Source organism: Klebsiella sp. K-3 (assembly GCF_051207495.1).
Taxonomy (GTDB): Bacteria; Pseudomonadota; Gammaproteobacteria; order Enterobacterales; family Enterobacteriaceae; genus Klebsiella; species Klebsiella aerogenes.
The window spans coordinates 23300-43884 of sequence record NZ_JBPNXF010000017.1; the positions used below are offsets into that span (position 1 = coordinate 23300).

The window sequence follows — 20585 nt, forward strand, 5'->3', positions numbered from 1 at the left end:
AACGGCCATCAGACAAGCTGGTACGCATTGCCGCGTAATTAACCACACTCATAACATGGTTTTTAAATGTCAAAAAAGGTCATTTTTTGTCTGGTGAATAATTCAACAAATGTGATATAGTTCACACAAGTTGATGAAACAGAACTGTCGTTTCATCACTCCCTGAAGTGCCCCCAGATAGCCAGAGCGTCTCATTATTGATAATCGCGCCAGGTTGTCTAAGGCTCCCGAATTTCTTTGAGAGATAGGATAAGTTAATGGCTTCCATTACTACCAGTGTCGTACTTTTGCGCTGGCCCCTGGTGAGCGCGGTATTGATGTTCCTGGCCAGCTCGCTGAATATTCAATTACGTAAAAGCGACTATGCCGGCTTAGCGATTATTTGTAGCTGTCTGGGTCTGGCTGCCGCCTGCTGGTTTGCCACCGGCTTGTTAGGTATCACCATGGTGGATGTCGCCAAAATCTGGGGCAACATTAAAGATGTCATGGTTGAAGTCATGAGTCAGACGCCGCCAGAGTGGCCAATGATGATGACCTGATAAAAAAGCTTCCTGCGGGAAGCTTTTTTATTTTCAGCAACGATGATGTTCTTCTCTACCCGAGCTAATATTATCCGCATAACATCGGCCGCAGACGCTCGTTCGGGCAGCGCTTAACCGCACAATACGATTGATAAAGACAAGATTCCGGCTCCGCGACCTCGAAATTATACGGACAGGTTGGCCGCTCTCTTAACGTTTCCCACTGTTTATCGTCATAACACGTGATGTTATAAATTTTTAATGAATGATATTGATCATTAATTAAAACTTTAGATGAATAAAGCTTCATGGTTTCGCCAGGAATTAATAAAAGATCGGCTTCATACCAGATAATAAACTTCAGAAACCGCAGCCCCGATATTGACGAGAATGCAACGCCGGTATGCGGGCAGATAAGGGTGTTAAGAATCGTCCATTTCATCTTCCATCCTTGTAAGTAAAATCTGTTACGGGAAATTTAGTGATAGCACTCCAGGCCGTTATCTGCAAGGTGGCTGATTAATATTGTGATATAGACCAAGCCTGATACATCTCGGCTATACCTCTCTTGAAGTAAGCTAACCCGGGCATTCTACGAATTATGTATTAATACTAAAAAAACAAAACCATGCAAAGACTATAACTAACCTTACAATATATTTTAAATAGCAGACAAAAATATCATTTTGATATTCAAGTGGGCGGAATAATCAATTAGCAATCGCAAAATGAAAATATTTTCTAGTATGAGAAGTGCCTCTGTCCTTTGAATTCTCGCAAACAGGCAAATACCACCTACGCCGAGCAGCACACGAGGGAGGTAGATAGAAAAAGGCACAGGGGCGCGTTTGCATTGACTAAAATATAACCATCCCCCTGCAGAGTGCCGCATCATGAACATCTTCGGTTTTCAACGTCGCCTGGCGATGGTTTCCTGCTGCCTTCTCGCCATACTGTTTGCCTTCTCCGCTTCAGCGGCTTCGACGAGTAAAGCGTCGCCGGCACATAAGGATAAAGCTGAGCTGACCATCGATATGGATCACATCATGCAGCCACAAAAAGGCGATCTTCCCGATATGATCAATCGGCGGGCGATCCGGGTGCTGACAACCTACAGCAAAACGTTCTTTTTTATCGACAAGGGTACCCAACGCGGCGCCACCCACGATCTTTTCATCGCTTTAGAAAAAGATCTCAATAGCAAGCTGGCAAAAGAGAAGAAGCTGAAGCAGAAACACCTCAAAGTGCGGATCGTTTTTATCCCGGTGACGCGGGATAACCTGTTCAAGGCACTGAATGAAGGCAAAGGGGATATCGCTGCCGCCAATCTCACGATTACTTCATCGCGTCAGGAGCAGGTCGCCTTTACCACCCCGCTCTATAGCGATGTCAAAGAACTATTAGTTTCGGGGCCATCATCGCCCGAGGTAAAAAGCCTGGAGCAGCTTTCCGGTAAAACCGTGTTTGTTCGACGCTCATCCAGCTATTACGAAAGTTTGCAGGCGCTTAACGCCCGCTTTGCCAAAGCAGCGCTGCCGCCGGTCATTTTGCAGGAAGCACCAGAAGCGCTCGAGGATGAGGATCTTCTCGAAATGCTCAATGCCGATCTGATACCCCTGATCGTGGTGGATCGCCATAAAGCGATTTTCTGGAAACAGGTGTTTCCAAAAATTCAGGTGCATGACGACATTGTGTTACGAGATGGCGGCGACATCGCCTGGGCGGTCCGCAAAGACAACCCGCAGCTTCTCGCGGTGCTGAATAATTTCGTGAAGAATAATCGTCAAGGCAGCACCCTGGGAAACACGATTCTGCTGCGCTACCTGAAAAGCGCGACCTACGTTAAAAACGCCGCAGCCAACAGAGAGCGCGCTAAGTTTTTGCAGATGGTGGAAATTTTTAGAAAATATGGCGAACGCTATGATGTCGACTGGCTGCTGATGGCCGCCCAGGGATATCAGGAATCGCGGCTCAATCAATCAGTACGCAGCCACGTTGGCGCAATCGGCGTAATGCAGGTCATGCCCGCGACCGGCAAGGAACTAAAAGTTGGCGATATTAAGAAAATCGATCCCAACATTCATGCCGGCGTGAAGTATATGCGCTGGATGATTGATCATTACTATGGCGATCAGCCAATGACGCCGCTTAATAAAGCGCTGTTTTCGTTCGCGTCCTACAATGCGGGCCCGGCGCGTATCGCGCGTCTACGTACGGAAACCCAAAAACGCGGTTTTGATCCGAACATCTGGTTTGGCAACGTTGAGAATCTCGCCGCGGAAAAAATCGGCGCTGAGACGGTGACCTATGTCAGCAATATCTATAAATACTACATTGCCTATCGACTGATAATGGATGATATCGCCCGTAAACAAAAAGCGACCGCCACCCCGCTACCCGAGCCAGGAACAGGTAAGCTTCAACCAGACGCGGCTCCGCCAACCGCTCCTGAAGCTTCGGCCCCGGCAGCCTGAGAGCCTGAAATGAAAAAAGCCCCGAACAATCGGGGCTTTTTGTTGGTTTACTGCACAGGCAGTACGTAATAAGGAAAACCTTAGAACGGGATGTCGTCGTCGAAGTCCATCGGCGGTTCGTTAGATGGCGCTGCCGGGGCCTGCTGCTGCGGACGAGACTGCGCGCCGCCGCTGAACTGGTTGCCGCCCTGCGGCTGCTGAGGCTGACCCCAACCGCCCTGCTGCTGGCCGCCGCCTGCCGGTGCGCCGCCGCCCTGACGGCCGCCCAGCATCTGCATGGTGCCGCCGACGTTTACCACGATTTCAGTGGTGTACTTGTCCTGGCCTGACTGATCGGTCCATTTACGGGTACGCAGCTGGCCTTCGATATAAACCTGAGAACCTTTACGCAGGTATTCGCCCGCGACTTCCGCCAGTTTGCCGAACAGCACAACGCGGTGCCATTCAGTCTGCTCTTTCATTTCGCCGGTTTGCTTATCGCGCCAGGATTCGGAAGTTGCCAGCGTGAAGTTGGCGACAGCGCCGCCACTTGGCATGTAGCGTACTTCCGGGTCCTGCCCCAGATTACCGACGAGAATCACCTTGTTTACGCCTCTGCTGGCCATGATCGAATCTCCTGAATAATACGTTTTGTATAAGTGTAAACCGGGAATTCTAACACCACAAAGGGGCAATTTGATAGCTGCGAAGCCAATTCCAGAAAACATGCCGCTGCTATGCAAATTTTCACCCTCTTACTGCAGCGCCATTCCAATACTGTATATCCAGACAGGTTAAATTGTGTCATAATTAGCCGTTTCTGCCGTTTGTCCTTTAAGCAAACCAGGCAATCCGTGTATCTACCTACCGGGAAAGGTGAATGGATAAGATCGAAGTTCGGGGCGCCCGCACCCATAATCTCAAAAACATCAACCTCGTCATTCCGCGCGACAAACTTATTGTCGTCACCGGGCTTTCTGGGTCTGGCAAATCCTCACTCGCTTTCGACACCCTGTACGCCGAAGGCCAGCGTCGCTACGTCGAATCGCTCTCCGCCTACGCGCGACAGTTCCTGTCGCTGATGGAGAAACCGGACGTCGATCATATCGAAGGGCTGTCGCCGGCGATTTCTATCGAACAGAAATCGACCTCCCACAACCCGCGTTCGACGGTAGGTACGATTACTGAAATCCATGACTATCTGCGCCTGCTGTACGCCCGCGTCGGTGAACCGCGCTGTCCGGACCACGACGTGCCCCTGGCCGCGCAGACCGTCAGCCAGATGGTCGATAACGTGCTCTCTCAGCCGGAAGGTCAGCGCCTGATGCTGCTGGCGCCCATCATTAAAGAACGTAAAGGCGAGCACACCAAAACGCTGGAGAACCTTGCCAGTCAGGGCTACATCCGCGCGCGGATCGATGGCGAAGTCTGCGATCTTTCGGATCCGCCGAAATTAGAGCTGCAAAAGAAACACACGATCGAAGTGGTTATCGACCGCTTTAAAGTGCGCGACGATCTGGCGCAGCGTCTGGCGGAATCTTTCGAAACCGCGCTGGAGCTCTCAGGCGGTACCGCCATTGTTTCCAACATGGATGACAGTAAAGCGGAAGAACTGCTGTTCTCGGCCAACTTCGCTTGCCCGATTTGCGGCTATAGCATGCGTGAGCTGGAGCCGCGTCTGTTCTCCTTCAACAACCCGGCAGGGGCCTGTCCAACCTGCGACGGCCTTGGCGTTCAACAGTATTTCGATCCCGATCGAGTGATTCAGAATCCGGAGCTCTCGCTGGCTGGCGGCGCCATCCGCGGCTGGGATCGCCGCAACTTCTACTACTTCCAGATGCTGAAGTCGCTGGCCGATCACTATAAGTTTGATGTTGAAGCGCCCTGGGGCACCCTCAGCGCTAATGTGCATAAAGTCGTGTTGTACGGTTCTGGTAAAGAGAATATTGAATTCAAATACATGAACGACCGCGGCGACACGTCAGTACGCCGCCATCCGTTCGAAGGCGTGCTGCACAACATGGAGCGCCGGTACAAAGAGACGGAATCCAGCGCAGTGCGCGAAGAGCTGGCGAAATTCATCAGCAACCGTCCGTGCGCCAGTTGTGAAGGCACGCGTCTGCGTCGCGAAGCGCGCCATGTATTTGTGGAAAACACGCCGCTGCCAACCATTTCCGATATGAGCATCGGCCACGCGATGGACTTCTTCAATAACCTGAAGCTGTCTGGCCAGCGGGCGCAAATCGCCGAGAAAGTGCTGAAAGAGATTGGCGATCGCCTGAAGTTCCTCGTCAACGTCGGCCTGAACTACCTGACGCTCTCTCGTTCGGCGGAGACGCTCTCCGGCGGTGAAGCGCAGCGTATTCGTCTGGCGAGCCAGATTGGCGCGGGGCTGGTTGGCGTGATGTACGTGCTGGATGAGCCCTCCATCGGCCTGCACCAGCGTGATAACGAACGCCTGCTCGGTACGCTTATCCACCTGCGTAACCTGGGTAACACGGTCATTGTCGTTGAACATGACGAAGACGCCATTCGCGCCGCCGACCATGTTATCGATATCGGCCCCGGCGCTGGCGTGCACGGCGGCCAGGTGGTGGCCGAAGGGCCGCTGGACGCCATTATGGCGGTACCAGAATCCCTCACCGGGCAGTACATGAGCGGTAAACGCAAAATCGAAGTGCCGAAACAGCGCGTCGCCGCCGATCCGGAAAAAGTGCTGAAGCTTACTGGCGCGCGCGGCAACAACCTCAAGGATGTGACGCTGACGCTGCCTGTCGGCCTGTTTACCTGCATTACCGGCGTTTCCGGTTCCGGTAAATCAACGCTGATTAACGATACCCTGTTCCCCATCGCCCAGCGCCAGTTGAACGGCGCGACGATTGCCGAACCGGCGCCATATCGCGATGTCCAGGGGCTGGAGCACTTCGATAAAGTCATCGATATCGACCAGAGCCCGATTGGCCGCACGCCGCGCTCAAACCCTGCAACCTATACCGGCGTGTTCACGCCGGTGCGCGAACTGTTTGCCGGAGTGCCGGAATCACGTTCACGCGGCTATACGCCGGGCCGCTTCAGTTTTAACGTCCGCGGCGGCCGCTGCGAAGCCTGTCAGGGCGACGGGGTGATCAAGGTTGAGATGCACTTCCTGCCGGATATCTACGTACCGTGCGACCAGTGCAAAGGCAAACGCTATAACCGCGAAACGCTGGAAATTAAGTACAAAGGCAAAACTATCCACGAAGTGCTGGATATGACCATCGAAGAAGCGCGCGAGTTCTTTGATGCCGTTCCGGCGCTGGCGCGTAAGCTGCAAACCCTGATGGATGTTGGCCTGACCTATATTCGTCTTGGCCAGTCGGCAACCACGCTCTCCGGCGGTGAAGCCCAGCGCGTGAAGCTGGCGCGCGAACTATCCAAGCGCGGTACCGGCCAGACGCTGTATATCCTTGATGAACCGACTACCGGTCTGCATTTCGCCGATATCCAGCAGCTGCTGGACGTGCTGCATCAGCTGCGCGATCAGGGCAATACCATCGTGGTCATTGAGCACAACCTCGACGTAATTAAAACCGCCGACTGGATTGTCGACCTCGGCCCGGAAGGCGGTAGCGGCGGCGGAGAGATTCTCGTTTCCGGCACGCCGGAAACCGTTGCCGAATGTGAAGCCTCGCACACGGCGCGCTTCCTGAAGCCCTTGCTTAAGTAATCTCTCAGGCCTCTTCCCGCAGTGGAAGAGGCCTCATTTCATCTCATTTCATCTCATTTTTTTACGCTGAGACTTCGTGATTTGCCCGGCGCCTCACTCTGGCGTCTGATAGCCGCTATCGCCCACCGATACCGGGAAAACTATGCGAGTACCACGCCTCATTCCGTTATTTATCATCGCCGCCGCGCTATGTGCGTTAAGCGCCTGCTCGTGGGTTGGCCGCTACAGCGATACGGCCTATCAGCAATTGCTCACACTCAAGCAGTTGCATTTGCAGTTCATCGCCACCGCAGCCACGGAGGACGATCAGCAATTGAACGCAGAAGATGAACAAATTCGCCAGCAGTTCGCGCAGGCGATGGATCACAGCGATGCGTTGCGCCAGGAAAATTTCAGGATACTTGAAGGTAACTATCTGCGCGTTTACGCCCATCGCCAGATGCTGGGCGCGCCCTTTACTCCTGCCGAAGCGCAATATTTAACGCGGCAGACCCTTTATCTTTATCAACAGGCTATCGCTGGCGAATGTCAGCGAACAGGGAGGGAATAATGCCGACAACCATGGAAATTCGCGCGCTGTTGTCCGCTTGCGCGATTGATAGCGCCGAATGGATACCAATACTGAATAAAGTACTTGGCGATGAGCAGCACGAAGTACGCGATAGCGCCATCTTTTTACTGCAGGCATTACAGCAAAAAGCTCAGGGCTGGCTGACCGAAGACGATCTACGGCTACTGCTGGAAGGTCAGCGCGATATTGCCCGCATTCGCGCCAACAACCAGAGCATCGCACGCCAGGCGCAGCTGCAGTCGACGTTATTAAAGCTGTTCGATATCGCGCTGCTGGCGCTGGCAGGCGGGCTATAAGCTACGCTAACTGCCGCCGCTTATCTTCCGGCAGCAGGTCGACCGCCTGCTGATAAGAGGCGTCCACCAGGTAGTAAATCTGCGAATCCGGCAGGGAGCCATCAAGGAAGACCGTGCTCCAGTGAGCTTTATTCAGATGCCTGCTGGGGCGAACATCGCGATGCTGTTCGCGCAGCAGTTCGGCAAGCTCGGGACTCGCTTTAAGCGCAACGGCCGGCCGCTTATCCTCCACTTCTTTCACCATGGCGAATAGCACGTCTGCGACCTTGATTTGCGTCGCTTTCCAGTCGCTATGAACGCTTTGTTCCGCGCCCGGCTTCGCCATGCAGTACTGTAGTAGATCCGATATGGTCATTTTTTATTCTCCCATAAGCGTTGCGACGATATGCCGCGAGCCGCCGTGAATACGATGCTCCCCCAGCCAGATCCCCTGCCAGGTCCCTAATATGACGTTGCCGTTCTGCACCGGCAACATCAGAGAAACGCCCAGCAGCGATGATTTAATGTGCGAGGGCATATCATCAGGACCTTCATAATCGTGTTCATACGGCGCGTTGTCTGGTACGGCGTTGAGAAAATGCTGTTCCATATCAAAACGGACCGTGGGATCGCAGTTCTCATTTAACGTCAGGGAAGCGGAAGTATGCTGGAGTAACAGATGCAGCAGGCCAACCTTGATATGCGAGAGTTCGCGAATTTGACCAATAATTTCATTGGTCACCAGATGGAAACCACGAGATTTCGGGCCTAATGTCAGGGTTTGCTGATGCCACATAAACGACTCCTGTAATGTGTGAATCCTTCTAAGTTTGCAGCAAGAAGCGAAAAGGTAAAACCTCAAACGCTGAAATTCGTACAAAAAAAAGACAGCCTGCGGCTGCCTTTTTCATGTTCAGAAGCGCCGTGTTCCGCACGCCTTAATATTCTGAATTCACAATCACCTCTTCCCCTTGCGAGCCGGCCATCGGCAGCGGTTTGTAGGAGGAGTTTGCCGCGCGCAGCACGCGAATTCCGCGCGCATCGGCGTCGCGGGCCGCCGAGATGTCGTTGTCAGAGTCACCGTAGAAGACTTTGATATTCTTCTCCCGTAACCACTGGGTTTTGGTGTTCTGGCCTGGCTTATCGCCGGCAAAAATCACCGGGTTCATGTTAGCGCCGGGGATGAGGAAATCATCCTGCAGGGTTTTAGAGACGGTCTCAGTTTTGGTCTGGCTGCGGCCGGTCACGAAGTAAATGCTGTCGCCGCGCTTAATATGCATCGCAATCAGCTGGCGGCCCACTTCTTTCGGCATACTGAACTCGTCCCAGCCGTTATTCATCTTTTCCCAGAACTCGGGGTTCTTCAGATAGGCTTCGCTGCCCGGAGAATAGGTTTTCTGCCCACGCCAGAAACCAGGGCTGGAGAACAGCACGGTATCATCGATATCGAACCCCACCGCCATCGGCGCGCGGCCAAGCAGGCTATTTTCGATTTGCGCTACGGATACCCAATGTATCGGCGCCTGTTCGGCAAGTTTCGCGACATTCGTCCCTTCCCAAATGGGCTGCGGGGTGGAAGCGCGCGCGACAACGGAGCTATTAAGAGCGAACAACAGACAGGTGGCGCTAATGGCCAAAGTTAACTTACGCATATTTATCCCTTCACCCGTCGTACACAGGGCGGCTGAACCTGCGTTACTCAGGATTGCAAATTCAATTCGTTGTTATTTTTAATAATGAGTGAGCTTATAAATGCACCAAGACCTTAACGCCTGCCCACACAGATAGAAAGGATTTTCTGCTCAGATGTCATATAAAAAGAGCATGATCACACTTCGGGGTATATTCCCCCTCGCCTTAACGCTGGCGAGGGAGATTTAGTAAGTGAGTACTTACATTACAGCGGCAAACGCCTGAGCCACGCGCTGGACGTTACGCGAGTTAAGTCCTGCCACGCACATCCGCCCGCTGGCAATCAGGTAGACGCCAAACTCTTCGCGTAGACGATCCACCTGTGCCGCGCTTAAACCGGTGTAACTAAACATACCGCGCTGCTTCAGCAGGTAGTCAAAGTTCTTGCCGGGAACGGCCTCTTTCAGCGCCTCTACCAGCGTCTGGCGCATCGCCAGGATGCGGGTACGCATCGCTTCCACTTCCGCCAGCCATGAGGCTTTCAGCGCCGCGTCGTTCAGCACCGCCGCGACCACCTGCGCGCCAAAATTCGGCGGGCTTGAGTAGTTGCGGCGCACCGTCGCTTTCAACTGACCCAGCACGCGGCCTGCGGTTTCCGCATCATCGCAGACAATCGACAACCCACCGACGCGTTCGCCGTACAGTGAGAAGATTTTGGAAAATGAGTTGCTGACCAGCATCGGCAGGCCGGCGCTGGCAATCGCACGAATAGCGTAGGCATCGTCTTCCATACCGGCGCCAAAGCCCTGATAGGCGATATCGAGGAAAGGAATTAAATTGCGTGCTTTCAACACCTTAACCACTTCATCCCACTGCGCGTTGCTCAGATCGGCGCCCGTCGGGTTGTGGCAACACGGATGCAGCAGCACGATATCGCGCTCAGGGAGCGTCTGTAGTTTGGCGAGGAAGGCTTCAAAACGCACGCCGTTGCTCTCATCATCGAACCAGGGGTAAGTACTTACTTCGAACCCAGCCCCTTCAAATATAGCGATGTGGTTTTCCCAGGTCGGATCGCTGACCCATACGCGAGACTGCGGGAAGTAGCGCTTGAGGAAGTCGGCGCCAACCTTCAGCGCGCCAGAGCCACCCAGAGTTTGAATTGACGCTACGCGATTTTGTTTCAGCACCGGATGGTCGGCGCCAAACAGCAGCGGCGCAATGGCGTGGCGGTAGCTATTGAGCCCTTCCATCGGCAGATACAGCGAGGCGCCGTGCGGCTGAGCATTGAGTTGTGCTTCGGCATCCGCCACGGCCTGTAGTTGCGGAATAATGCCGTCTTCGTTGTAGTACAAACCGATGCTGAGGTTCACTTTGTCACTACGCGGATCTTCTTTGAAACGCTCCATCAAGGAGAGAATAGGGTCGCCGGCGTAGGCGTCAACTTTTTGAAACACGAGATGTATCTCCAGGTTTACGAAAGCAGGTATTTACACAATAAACCGGAAGTTGGGGAAGGTCGAGGGGATGTTGGTAAGTTATCGACAAAGATCGCTGCAAACATGGGCGACGCCGCGCGCCGCCCCTGCTCATTTCCCCGATAAGCGTAGCGTAATCGGGGAAATATGCCACTGACCGTAGTTAGTCGAGGTAACGAATTGCCAGCCTGGAGGTCAGTCGGGTGATAAGTTCGTAAGCACTCACTTTCGTTATTTCCGCGATGCGCTCAACGGGGAGCCCCTCTCCCCATAATACAACCGGATCGCCGGCGTTATCCTGCGCCTGAGGACCGAGGTCAACGCAAATCATATCCATCGCCACGCGACCGACTATCGGCACTTCGCGGCCGTTGACCAGCACCGGCGTGCCGGAGGGCGCGGCGCGCGGATAACCGTCGCCATAGCCCATCGCCACGACGCCGAGGCGAGTATCGCGCTCGCTAATCCAGGTGCCGCCATAGCCCACCGGCTCCCCGGCTTTATGCTCGCGCACCGCAATCAGGCTGGAGGTCAGCGACATCACCGGCAGGCAGCCGAAATCCTCACCGGTAGAGTGGTTCTCCAGTGGAGAAACGCCGTAGAGAATGATGCCCGGCCGCGCCCAGTCGAAATGCGACTGCGGCCACAGCAGGATCCCGCCCGAGGCGGCAATAGAACGCAGCCCCGGTTTCCCTTCGGTAAAGGTGGTGAAAATATCCAGCTGACGCTCGGTCGCGCCGCATTCCGGCTCATCGGCACGGGCGAAATGGCTGACGATATTCACCGGCTGGCGAACATTTTTGCACCGGCTTAGCCGCTGATAAAACGCTTCGGCCTGTTCCGGCAGTACGCCAAGACGATGCATACCGGTATCCAGCTTCATCCAGACGGTAACCGGTTCGGCCAGTTCCGCTTGTTCGAGCGCCGCCAGCTGTTCCGGGCTATGTACCACGGTATGCAGCTGCTGCGCGGAAATCAGCGCCAGATCCGCCGCTTCAAAGAAGCCTTCCAGCAGCAATATCGGTTGGGTAATGCCCCCTTCACGCAGGCGCAGCGCCTCTTCCAGGCGGGCGACGCCGAAGGCGTCGGCGTCGGTCAGCGTTCGCGCGGTCTCAAGGAGGCCGTGTCCGTAGGCGTTCGCTTTCACCACCGCAACCAGTTTGCTGGCAGGAGCCAGTTCACGCAGGCGTTGCAGGTTGTGTCGCAGAGCGCGGCGGTTGATAACTACAGTTGCCGCTTGCATTTGAATTCCTTAAAAAAAGACAGACGGAGGTTTACTCATCGTCATACTGAGGGCCGGCATAATTATCGAAACGCGACCACTGGCCGTTAAAGGTCAGTCGTACCGTACCGATCGGGCCGTTACGTTGTTTACCAATGATAATTTCAGCAATACCTTTTAAATCGCTGTTCTCGTGATAAACCTCATCACGGTAGATGAACATGATTAAGTCGGCATCCTGTTCAATAGAGCCGGATTCACGCAGGTCGGAGTTGACCGGACGTTTATCGGCGCGCTGTTCCAGAGAGCGGTTCAACTGCGACAGCGCCACCACCGGTACCTGCAGCTCTTTTGCCAGCGCCTTCAGCGAGCGGGAAATTTCGGCGATCTCCAGAGTACGGTTGTCGGAGAGCGACGGTACGCGCATCAGCTGCAGGTAGTCGATCATGATAAGACCGATACCGCCGTGCTCACGGGCGATACGGCGGGCGCGCGAACGCACTTCGGTCGGCGTCAGGCCGGAGGAGTCATCGATATAGATATTACGTTTTTCCAGCAAGATACCCATCGTGCCGGAGATCCGCGCCCAGTCTTCATCGTCCAGTTGGCCGGTACGGATACGGGTCTGATCGACGCGCGATAGCGAGGCCAGAGAACGCATCATGATCTGCTCGGATGGCATCTCCAGACTGAAGATCAATACCGGCTTATCTTGCAGCATCGCTGCGTTTTCCACGAGGTTCATCGCAAATGTCGTCTTACCCATCGATGGACGCGCGGCGACGATAATCAGATCCGAAGGCTGTAGCCCGGCGGTCTTTTTATTGAGGTCGTCATAGCCGGTATTCACCCCGGTGACGCCATCATGCGGCTGTTGGAACAGCTGTTCAATACGGGCGACGGTGGCATCGAGCACATCGGCGATGTTCTTCGGCCCTTCGTCTTTATTGGCCCGGCTTTCGGCAATTTTAAATACCCGGGATTCCGCCAGATCCAACAGGTCCTCGCTGGTGCGCCCCTGGGGGTCGAAACCGGCTTCGGCGATCTCGTTGGCCACCGAAATCATTTCACGCACCACCGCGCGTTCGCGCACGATGTCGGCATACGCGCTGATGTTCGCCGCGCTTGGCGTATTTTTAGAGAGCTCGGCCAGGTAGGCGAAGCCGCCGACGCTATCCAGTTGCCCCTGACGCTCCAGCGACTCCGCGAGAGTGATCAGGTCAATCGGGCTGCCTGACTCTTGCAGGCGCGCCATCTCGGTAAAGATATGACGATGCGGACGGGTATAGAAATCTTCCGACACCACCCTTTCGGCGACGTCGTCCCAGCGCTCGTTATCCAGCATTAAACCGCCCAACACCGACTGTTCCGCTTCAATCGAGTGCGGCGGGACTTTCAACCCGGCGAGCTGCGGATCGCGTTCGCGAGGTTCTGTCTGTGGTTTGTTGAAGGGTTTATTTCCTGCCATAACTTAAGAATTCACCGATACGCAATTGAGCGTGACAGTATAGCGGCAAACGTGTTGCCGCAATAGAACTGCTGTTTTCGGAAAGAGGAATTGATGGATGAACGCTATCATCCATAATGGAAAGCCATCGTAACCAATAGCGCCATCGCCACACAGACAAAAATAAAAAATTTTCTGTGGTTATTGGACTTTAACGACAACAACATCAAACACACCATCGCTGCCGCTACCACTAACATCATAACCATCAAGGTAATAATGTAGTCAAAATTATAATTCAGCATAAACGCTCCATGTCCTTCACTCCTGCGCCCGTACAACAGCCGCAAGCTATCCTTGTACGCCTCATCAAATCCGCGGCAATAAAATCCCTCACCTGTGCAGCGGACTGTTAAGCTTATTCAATAACATCAGAACAGCACAGGAGCAAACATGGCAACACGAATTGAATTTCCCGCGCACGGAGGCCCCGAGGTTCTGCATGCGGTCGAGTTTACCCCTAACGATCCTGCCGAGCACGAAATCCAGGTAGAAAACAAAGCTATCGGTATCAACTATATCGACACCTACATCCGCAGCGGCTTGTATCCACCGCCCTCGCTGCCGAGCGGTTTGGGCACTGAAGCCGCCGGTATCGTTACTAAAATCGGCAGCGGCGTTAAACATATCAACGTTGGCGATCGGGTGGTGTATGCCCAGTCCGCGCTTGGCGCTTATAGTTCGGTGCATAACGTACATGCCGATAAAGCGGCGATTTTGCCGAATGCGATTTCCTTTGAGCAGGCCGCCGCCTCGTTTCTTAAAGGGCTGACCGTCTGGTATCTGCTGCGCAAAACCTATGAAATAAAAGCCAATGAAACCTTCTTGTTCCATGCGGCGGCGGGCGGCGTGGGGCTGATTGCCTGCCAGTGGGCGAAAGCGCTTGGGGCGAAACTTATCGGCACCGTCGGCAGCGAGCAAAAAGCGCAGCGCGCCCGGCAGGCCGGCGCCTGGGAAACCATTAACTATCGCGAAGAAAATATTGCCGAGCGCGTCAAAGCGCTAACCGGCGGTAAAAAAGTCGCCGTGGTTTACGATTCCGTGGGTAAAGATACCTGGGAAGCCTCGCTCGATTGTCTTCAGCGGCGTGGGCTGATGGTCAGCTTCGGCAATTCATCTGGCCCGGTAACCGGCGTGAATTTGGGTATCCTCAATCAGAAAGGCTCACTGTATGTGACCCGCCCTTCTCTGCAAGGCTACATCACCAACCGGGAAGAGCTGACGGAAGCCAGCAACGAGCTATTTTCGCTGATCGCCAGCGGCGTGATCAAAGTCGATGTGGCGGATAATCAGAAATACGCCCTGCGTGACGCCAGACGCGCGCATGAGATCCTGGAAAGCCGGGTGACCGAGGGATCGAGCCTGCTGCTACCGTAACGGGATGAGATCGCCGGAAAAGTTTAGGGCCTCCCGAAGGAGGCCCTGACTTTTTTTGTTCGGCTGTATGTAGGGTACAGCGCGATGAATTCGTTATCGCGCTAATAGTGACAGATTTAATACGCAATGCCTACGCTGTTTTATGCAAAATTACTCAGGTTGTGACACACCGCTCAATCCCCAAAATGATGGCTTAGTAGCGCCAGCGATCTTCGCGGCGATAGCGGGTTGTGGTCGGCGATTTCATCGCCCGAATGACCCATACGACGGCCACCGCCAGCAGCAACCAGGGTAGCAGCTTAAACATTAATGCGAACAGGCCGCCAAAGAACATCAGCGCGGTGGCGACGACCAGCGCGGCAATAATGCCAAGCAGCGAGATGCCGGTGACCAGCAACATGACAAAAAAGCCAATAACAAATAAGAGTTCCAGCATGGTCTTCTCCCGAAATAAATAACCAGATAGCTGATTGGCTATTTCAAGAATCGTGCCAGTTATAACCCATTGAATTAAAACAAAACGCCCCACAGCAGTGCTGTAGGGCGTGGCGAAATAGACCAGTTTTTAGCGAAAAGTTTAACGCTTATCGGCAACCAGCTTCAGCGCGTGCTCCAGCACGTTAATATCGGCGCCCGCTTTGTGGGCGTTTTCGCTGAGATAGCGGCGCCACTGACGCGCGCCGGGGATCCCCTGGAACAATCCCAGCATATGGCGGGTGATATGGCCAAGATAGGTACCGCTGCTGAGCTCTCGCTCGATATAGGGATACATTGCGCGCACCACCGCCACCGGATCGGCATCCGCGCCGTCGACGCCGAAAATCTCGCGATCCACAGAAGCCAGAATGCCCGGGTTTTGATAGGCTTCGCGCCCCACCATCACGCCGTCCATATGCTCAAGCTGCTGTTTAGCCTCTGCCAGAGATTTAATTCCGCCGTTAATCGCCATCGTCAGATGCGGAAAATCACGTTTCAGTTGCCAGACGCGCGGATAATCCAGCAGCGGGATTTCGCGGTTCTCTTTCGGGCTCAGGCCGGAAAGCCAGGCTTTACGGGCGTGAATGATGAACATTTCACACTCCCCTTTGCCGGAGACGGTCTCAATGAAATCACACAGGAATTCATAGCTATCCCGATCGTCAATGCCAATACGGGTTTTTACCGTTACCGGGATCGACACCACGTCGCGCATCGCTTTGATGCAGTCCGCCACCAGCGCGGCATTGCCCATCAGACAGGCGCCAAACATCCCGTTTTGCACGCGGTCAGAGGGGCAACCTACATTGAGGTTAATCTCATCATAGCCGCGCGCCTCGGCGAGCTTCGCGCATTGCGCTAACGCCGCAGGATCGCTACCGCCCAACTGCAGCGCTACCGGATGTTCTTCTTCGCTATAGGCCAGGTAGTCGCCTTTACCGTGAATTATCGCGCCGGTGGTGACCATTTCGGTGTACAGCAGAGTATGGCGCGACAGCAGACGCAGGAAGTAGCGGCAATGTCTGTCGGTCCAATCGAGCATGGGCGCGATAGAAAAACGGTGGGCGGCAAAAGCGGTAGACGTGGATTCTGGCATCATGGCGAATAAATAAGCATCCGGGTAAAAAGGGGCGCTACTATAGCACAAACACAAACCACGGCGCATAGCGTCGAACGCCACGCACCATGGTGAAAATGTGGCCTATATTTTACGCGGTTTACCGTCGTGCGGGCCAAAGAACTGCGGAGGATGATCTACCCAGCGGTCCTGGCGAGTCGCGGCATAACCCGGGTTCAACGGATAGTAGATACGGTTGTGCTTTTTATTCGCTTCGCCAACGACCAGCAGCCGCACCTCCTGCTCGGTATTATTCAGGAAGGTATGACATACGCCAGTTCCCGCCGGAAAACCAACGCTATCGCCCGGCTCCAGCTTCCATAGATAGCCATTGATCCAGACTTCCGGAAAACCTTCCAGCACATAGATAAACTCTTCTTCATCGCTTTCCGCATGCGGATAAGAGGTTCTTCGTCCCGGCGGTAAACGTTCATGATGGATGCCCAGCCGATTTAGCCGTAGGCCGTGGGCAAGAGGCGCGCCAATAGAAAAAAGCTCGTGACTATCGGGGTAGGTGGAATCATCCGCACCTTCCAGTTCGCGCCAATGTCGAATGCAATCAGGTCGTTTCATCGTTTTCTCCCGAAAATGAGATACATCAGGTATAGCAAAGCTTGCAGGATCTCGGCGTTTTACCTGGTTCGTGATAAAGTAACAGTTTCAACATCACGCAACCAGAGGATGCTCATGGATAACACCACTTCGCAAGAAATGTTAGCGCAGGCTGAAAAGCTTTGCGTGCAACGTGGCGTACGCCTGACCCCGCAGCGTCTGGAAGTGTTGCGTCTGATGAGCCTGCAGCAAGGGGCGATTAGCGCCTACGATCTGCTGGATCTGCTGCGTGAAAAAGAGCCGCAGGCGAAGCCGCCGACGGTCTATCGCGCGCTGGAGTTTCTGCTGGAGCAAGGTTTTGTGCACAAAGTGGAATCGACCAACAGCTATGTGCTGTGCCACCTTTTCGATCAGCCCACCCACAGTTCGGCGATGTTTATCTGCGATCGCTGCGGCGTGGTCAAAGAAGAGTGTGCGGAAGGCGTAGAAGATATCATGCATACGCTGGCGGCCAGAATGGGCTTTGCTCTACGGCATAATGTGATTGAAGCGCATGGGTTGTGCGCGGCCTGCGTGGAAGTCGAAGCCTGCAGCGCCCGCGAACACTGCCATCACGATCATACTATCCAGATTAAAAAGAAAGCCCGCTGAGTCGGGCGACGTCAGCGGGAAGCTACGGCATATCGCTATGCCGTTAGACAGGCATAAACAGGGGGTCAAAACAGAATTCGCTACCAGCGCGTATCGTTCTTACGCTCCCAGTCAGACACCTCTTTTTCGGCCTGATCTTTCGCATAGCCGTAGCGTTCCTGAATTTTACCGACTAGCTGATCGCGCTTCCCTTCAATGACCGTCATATCGTCATCGGTCAGTTTACCCCACTGTTCCTTGGCTTTACCTTTCAACTGTTTCCAGTTACCGCTGATTTCGTCTTTATTCATCATTACGTCCTCATGATTCGGTGGGTTAACAGCCCGTTTTGTTCCGGACATGGTAATAACTATAGATGACAATGCTGACGACGATTCGTTATTCGGAATTTTTAACCATCATGCCGATTGAAAACGCTGGGGGAATTTTCCCGGCTCGCGCTGCGCTCAGCCGGGATACTTACATTCAGGAGGGTGAATTAAACCAGGTGCCACGCTGCCAGTGGCGGCGCCAGATGAGCGCCAGCGAAATTCCACGCAGCGCGAGGAACACCGCCAGCGCCAGCCATAGGCCGTGGTTGCCGAGCATGGGCACAGAGAGCAACGTTACCGCAAACCCCGCGGCGGCTACCGCCATGCTATTACGCATCTCCGCGCCGCGCGTCGCGCCAATAAACATGCCATCCAGCAGATAACACCAGACGCCAATCACCGGCAGGATCATCTGCCAGAACAGATAGCGGTCTGCCAGCTGCTGCAATGATGGGATAGAGGTCAATAGCGCGACGATATGCTCACCCGCCAAGCTATAGATCAGCGCGAACGCCAGCGCGACCATTCCCGATTGCCGGCAGGCCGCGCGCCAGACTTCCAGCAGTTGGCTACCGTCACGCGCGCCGTAGGCCTGCCCGGAATGGGCTTCGACGGCATAGGCAAAACCGTCCAGCGCGTAAGCGGTAAAGGTCAGCATGGTCATCAGTACCGCATTGACCGCCACCACGTCGCTGCCAAGACGGGCGCCGAAGACGGTGATGGCGCCAAAGCAGAGCTGCAGCAACAGCGAACGCAGCATGATGTCGCGGTTAAGCGCCAGCAGGCGCCGCATATTGCCGCGCCACGCCTCTTTCAACATGGCAAACGTCACGCCGCGTAGCGCCAGCACCCGTTTCGCCATTAGCAGGCCGATGATAAAGGTGGCGTATTCCGACAGCGCCGTCGCCAATGCCGCCCCCTGCACGTTCATATGCAGCCCCATCACCAGCCACAGATCGAGCACGATATTCAGCAAATTACCGACCACCAGCAGGATGACCGGGGCGCGAGCGTACTGGACGCCAAGCAACCACCCTAACAGCACCAGGTTGGCCAACGACGCCGGGGCGCTGAGCCAGCGGATTTCAAGGAACCGCCTGGCCTGTTCCAGTACCGCCTCGCTGCCGCCGACGATATGCAGCGCGAGGTCAATGAGCGGCATGCGGAACAGAACGATGAGCAGCCCGGCGGCCAGCGCCAGGATCAGCGGTTGCACCAGCGCGCGCGCCAGCCGCTGCGGATCTTTGGCCCCATAGGCCTGAGCGGTTAAGCCAGTGGTGCTCATTCGCAGGAACAGCAGCAGCATAAAGAGGAAACTGGTCGCCGTCGCGCCGACGGCGACGCCGCCAAGGTATACGGGGCTATCAAGATGGCCGACAACGGCGGTATCGACCAGCCCCAACAGCGGAACGGTAATGTTCGAGAAAATCATCGGTAGCGCGAGGCGCCACAGTGCTTTATCGGCGGCGTTGAGCAGCATGAAGAGGGACCAGACAGAGGAGGAACATCGCAGCGTCATGCATCATGATGACGCTGCGTTAGGACGGGAGTTACAGCCACTCACCGTTACGGATCACGCCGACGGCCAGACCTTCAATGGTGAAGCTCTGCTGGCGCAGATCGACGACGATTGGGGAAAACTCGCTGTTTTCCGGCAGCAGTTCAACGACGTTGCCCTGCTTTTTCAGACGTTTTACGGTGACTTCTTCATCGATACGCGCGACGACGACCTGGCCGTTACGCACGTCCTGAGTTTTATGCACCGCCAGCAGATCGCCGTCGAGGATACCGATGTCTTTCATCGACATCCCGCTAACGCGCAGCAGGAAGTCGGCATTCGGTTTAAACATCGCTGGATCAACCTGGTAGTGACCTTCAATATGCTGCTGCGCCAGCAGCGGCTCGCCCGCGGCGACGCGGCCAATCAGCGGCAGGCCATGTTCTTCTTCCGTCAGCAGACGAATGCCGCGTGAAGCGCCGGAGACGATTTCAATCGCGCCTTTACGCGCCAGCGCTTTGAGGTGTTCTTCCGCCGCGTTCGGGGAACGGAACCCCAAGCGCTGAGCAATTTCCGCACGCGTCGGCGGCATGCCCGTTTGGCTGATGTGATCCCGGATGAGATCAAACACCTCTTGCTGCCTGGTCGTTAACGCTTTCATTCCGCCCCCTGGGTGTATATACAGTTATGCTGTGAGTATATACAGCTAATGGTGATTTTGGAACCACATATCATATAAAAATCAGGAGATTCTTTGCGTTTTGCGAGCGTTGCCGACAAGACTTAGCGGTAATGCGACCACAAAAGCATGGTCCAGGTGATCAACGCGATGATTATCGCCAGCAGTACCGCCGCCGAGCCCATATCCTTGGCGCGCCCGGAAAGCTCATGATGCTCAGGCCCGATTCGGTCAACCACCGCTTCAATCGCGCTGTTTAGAATTTCGACTATCATCACTAACAGGACCGAGCCAATGAGCAGGACTCGCGTAATGACATCGACATCCAGCCAGCAGGCTATCGCCACGGCCACAATAGCGGCGACGCCTTCCTGGCGGAAAGCGGCTTCGTTCACCCACGCCGCGCGGAAACCTTTCCAGGAATAACCTGCTGCTTTAATGATTCTGGTTAACCCAGTGGTATTATTGGCCATCAAAAAGAACCTTTTAATGTAAATGACGTCGCTGAGTGTACGTGTTTGCCGTGTGACAACGGAAATTTTGTACGCTTTCTGTTATTCT

General features: G+C 54.6%; 22 protein-coding genes. 7 read left to right on the forward strand and 15 right to left on the reverse strand.

All coding sequences use genetic code 11. The features are described 5' to 3' along the window. Nucleotides 1–257: 257 nt before the first annotated feature. Entirely contained in the window at nucleotides 258–539 is a 282-nt protein-coding gene (locus tag ACSEMK_RS22245; RefSeq protein WP_015704055.1) for a YjcB family protein, read from the forward strand. Nucleotides 540–609: 70 nt separating this feature from the next. Here the strand turns inward: ACSEMK_RS22245 and iraM are convergent, their stop codons facing one another. Then, nucleotides 610–963 carry an anti-adapter protein IraM gene (gene iraM, locus ACSEMK_RS22250; protein WP_087858830.1) on the reverse strand — a complete coding sequence of 118 codons (354 nt, stop codon included), beginning with the start codon at nucleotides 961–963 and terminating at the stop codon, nucleotides 610–612. Nucleotides 964–1414: 451 nt separating this feature from the next. On the opposite strand from iraM, the gene ACSEMK_RS22255 reads away from it, so the two are divergent. Further along, nucleotides 1415–2995 (forward strand): lytic transglycosylase F, encoded by a 1581-nt coding sequence (locus ACSEMK_RS22255; RefSeq protein WP_213317915.1) that lies wholly within the window; start codon nucleotides 1415–1417, stop codon nucleotides 2993–2995. Nucleotides 2996–3075: 80 nt separating this feature from the next. Here ACSEMK_RS22255 and ssb1 read toward each other — a convergent pair whose 3' ends face one another. Next, on the reverse strand, nucleotides 3076–3600 hold the full coding sequence (gene ssb1, locus ACSEMK_RS22260) for a single-stranded DNA-binding protein SSB1 (RefSeq protein WP_015368746.1): 525 nt from the start codon (nucleotides 3598–3600) through the stop codon (nucleotides 3076–3078). A gap of 254 nt (nucleotides 3601–3854) precedes the next feature. On the opposite strand from ssb1, the gene uvrA reads away from it, so the two are divergent. The 3 genes from uvrA (at nucleotide 3855) to ACSEMK_RS22275 (ending at nucleotide 7547) form a co-directional block, all read left to right on the forward strand. Next, on the forward strand, nucleotides 3855–6680 hold the full coding sequence (gene uvrA, locus ACSEMK_RS22265; protein ID WP_045396741.1) for an excinuclease ABC subunit UvrA: 2826 nt from the start codon (nucleotides 3855–3857) through the stop codon (nucleotides 6678–6680). 142 nt (nucleotides 6681–6822) lie between these two features. Next, a complete protein-coding gene (locus ACSEMK_RS22270; protein ID WP_430915479.1) occupies nucleotides 6823–7230 on the forward strand; it encodes a hypothetical protein in 408 nt (135 codons plus the stop codon). Continuing rightward, nucleotides 7230–7547, forward strand: a complete 318-nt coding sequence (locus tag ACSEMK_RS22275) for a hypothetical protein (protein WP_430915478.1) — start codon at nucleotides 7230–7232, stop codon at nucleotides 7545–7547. The genes ACSEMK_RS22270 and ACSEMK_RS22275 overlap by 1 nt, the downstream gene beginning before the upstream one ends. Before the next feature lies 1 nt (nucleotide 7548). Here ACSEMK_RS22275 and ACSEMK_RS22280 read toward each other — a convergent pair whose 3' ends face one another. From ACSEMK_RS22280 to dnaB, 6 genes are all read right to left on the reverse strand, one after another. Then, complete coding sequence (locus ACSEMK_RS22280) at nucleotides 7549–7902, reverse strand: MmcQ/YjbR family DNA-binding protein (protein ID WP_087858835.1); 354 nt, start codon at nucleotides 7900–7902, stop codon at nucleotides 7549–7551. A 3-nt stretch (nucleotides 7903–7905) separates the two neighbouring features. Further along, nucleotides 7906–8322 carry a secondary thiamine-phosphate synthase enzyme YjbQ gene (locus ACSEMK_RS22285; protein WP_113374999.1) on the reverse strand — a complete coding sequence of 139 codons (417 nt, stop codon included), beginning with the start codon at nucleotides 8320–8322 and terminating at the stop codon, nucleotides 7906–7908. A 142-nt stretch (nucleotides 8323–8464) separates the two neighbouring features. Further along, nucleotides 8465–9178: an acid phosphatase AphA gene (gene aphA, locus ACSEMK_RS22290; protein ID WP_015368752.1), complete on the reverse strand. Its 714-nt coding sequence runs from the start codon at nucleotides 9176–9178 to the stop codon at nucleotides 8465–8467. A gap of 240 nt (nucleotides 9179–9418) precedes the next feature. Further along, nucleotides 9419–10612: an aromatic amino acid transaminase gene (tyrB, locus tag ACSEMK_RS22295; protein WP_430915477.1), complete on the reverse strand. Its 1194-nt coding sequence runs from the start codon at nucleotides 10610–10612 to the stop codon at nucleotides 9419–9421. 184 nt (nucleotides 10613–10796) lie between these two features. Next, on the reverse strand, nucleotides 10797–11876 hold the full coding sequence (alr, locus tag ACSEMK_RS22300; RefSeq protein WP_316425521.1) for an alanine racemase: 1080 nt from the start codon (nucleotides 11874–11876) through the stop codon (nucleotides 10797–10799). A 31-nt stretch (nucleotides 11877–11907) separates the two neighbouring features. Then, a complete protein-coding gene (dnaB, locus tag ACSEMK_RS22305; RefSeq protein WP_015368755.1) occupies nucleotides 11908–13323 on the reverse strand; it encodes a replicative DNA helicase in 1416 nt (471 codons plus the stop codon). A 432-nt stretch (nucleotides 13324–13755) separates the two neighbouring features. Here dnaB and ACSEMK_RS22310 point away from each other — a divergent pair, with 432 nt between their 5' ends. After that, nucleotides 13756–14739 carry a quinone oxidoreductase gene (locus ACSEMK_RS22310; RefSeq protein ID WP_213794922.1) on the forward strand — a complete coding sequence of 328 codons (984 nt, stop codon included), beginning with the start codon at nucleotides 13756–13758 and terminating at the stop codon, nucleotides 14737–14739. Between the two features lie 193 nt (nucleotides 14740–14932). Here ACSEMK_RS22310 and pspG read toward each other — a convergent pair whose 3' ends face one another. From pspG to ACSEMK_RS22325, 3 genes are all read right to left on the reverse strand, one after another. After that, entirely contained in the window at nucleotides 14933–15175 is a 243-nt protein-coding gene (pspG, locus tag ACSEMK_RS22315; RefSeq protein ID WP_015368757.1) for an envelope stress response protein PspG, read from the reverse strand. Between the two features lie 141 nt (nucleotides 15176–15316). Then, nucleotides 15317–16315 (reverse strand): tRNA dihydrouridine(20/20a) synthase DusA, encoded by a 999-nt coding sequence (dusA, locus tag ACSEMK_RS22320; protein ID WP_430915476.1) that lies wholly within the window; start codon nucleotides 16313–16315, stop codon nucleotides 15317–15319. 102 nt (nucleotides 16316–16417) lie between these two features. Continuing rightward, on the reverse strand, nucleotides 16418–16906 hold the full coding sequence (locus ACSEMK_RS22325; protein ID WP_430915475.1) for a cupin domain-containing protein: 489 nt from the start codon (nucleotides 16904–16906) through the stop codon (nucleotides 16418–16420). Between the two features lie 114 nt (nucleotides 16907–17020). Here ACSEMK_RS22325 and zur point away from each other — a divergent pair, with 114 nt between their 5' ends. Then, entirely contained in the window at nucleotides 17021–17536 is a 516-nt protein-coding gene (zur, locus tag ACSEMK_RS22330) for a zinc uptake transcriptional repressor Zur (RefSeq protein ID WP_045379090.1), read from the forward strand. An 80-nt stretch (nucleotides 17537–17616) separates the two neighbouring features. On the opposite strand, the gene ACSEMK_RS22335 is transcribed toward zur, so the two are convergent. The 4 genes from ACSEMK_RS22335 to ACSEMK_RS22350 form a co-directional block, all read right to left on the reverse strand. Beyond that, nucleotides 17617–17826 carry a CsbD family protein gene (locus ACSEMK_RS22335; RefSeq protein ID WP_015704042.1) on the reverse strand — a complete coding sequence of 70 codons (210 nt, stop codon included), beginning with the start codon at nucleotides 17824–17826 and terminating at the stop codon, nucleotides 17617–17619. A gap of 175 nt (nucleotides 17827–18001) precedes the next feature. Next, nucleotides 18002–19327, reverse strand: coding sequence for an MATE family efflux transporter DinF (gene dinF, locus ACSEMK_RS22340; RefSeq protein ID WP_430915474.1), 1326 nt, complete (start codon nucleotides 19325–19327; stop codon nucleotides 18002–18004). A 70-nt stretch (nucleotides 19328–19397) separates the two neighbouring features. Next, nucleotides 19398–20006: a transcriptional repressor LexA gene (gene lexA, locus ACSEMK_RS22345; protein WP_015704040.1), complete on the reverse strand. Its 609-nt coding sequence runs from the start codon at nucleotides 20004–20006 to the stop codon at nucleotides 19398–19400. Between the two features lie 122 nt (nucleotides 20007–20128). Then, entirely contained in the window at nucleotides 20129–20497 is a 369-nt protein-coding gene (locus ACSEMK_RS22350) for a diacylglycerol kinase (RefSeq protein ID WP_087858841.1), read from the reverse strand. Nucleotides 20498–20585 lie beyond the last annotated feature (88 nt).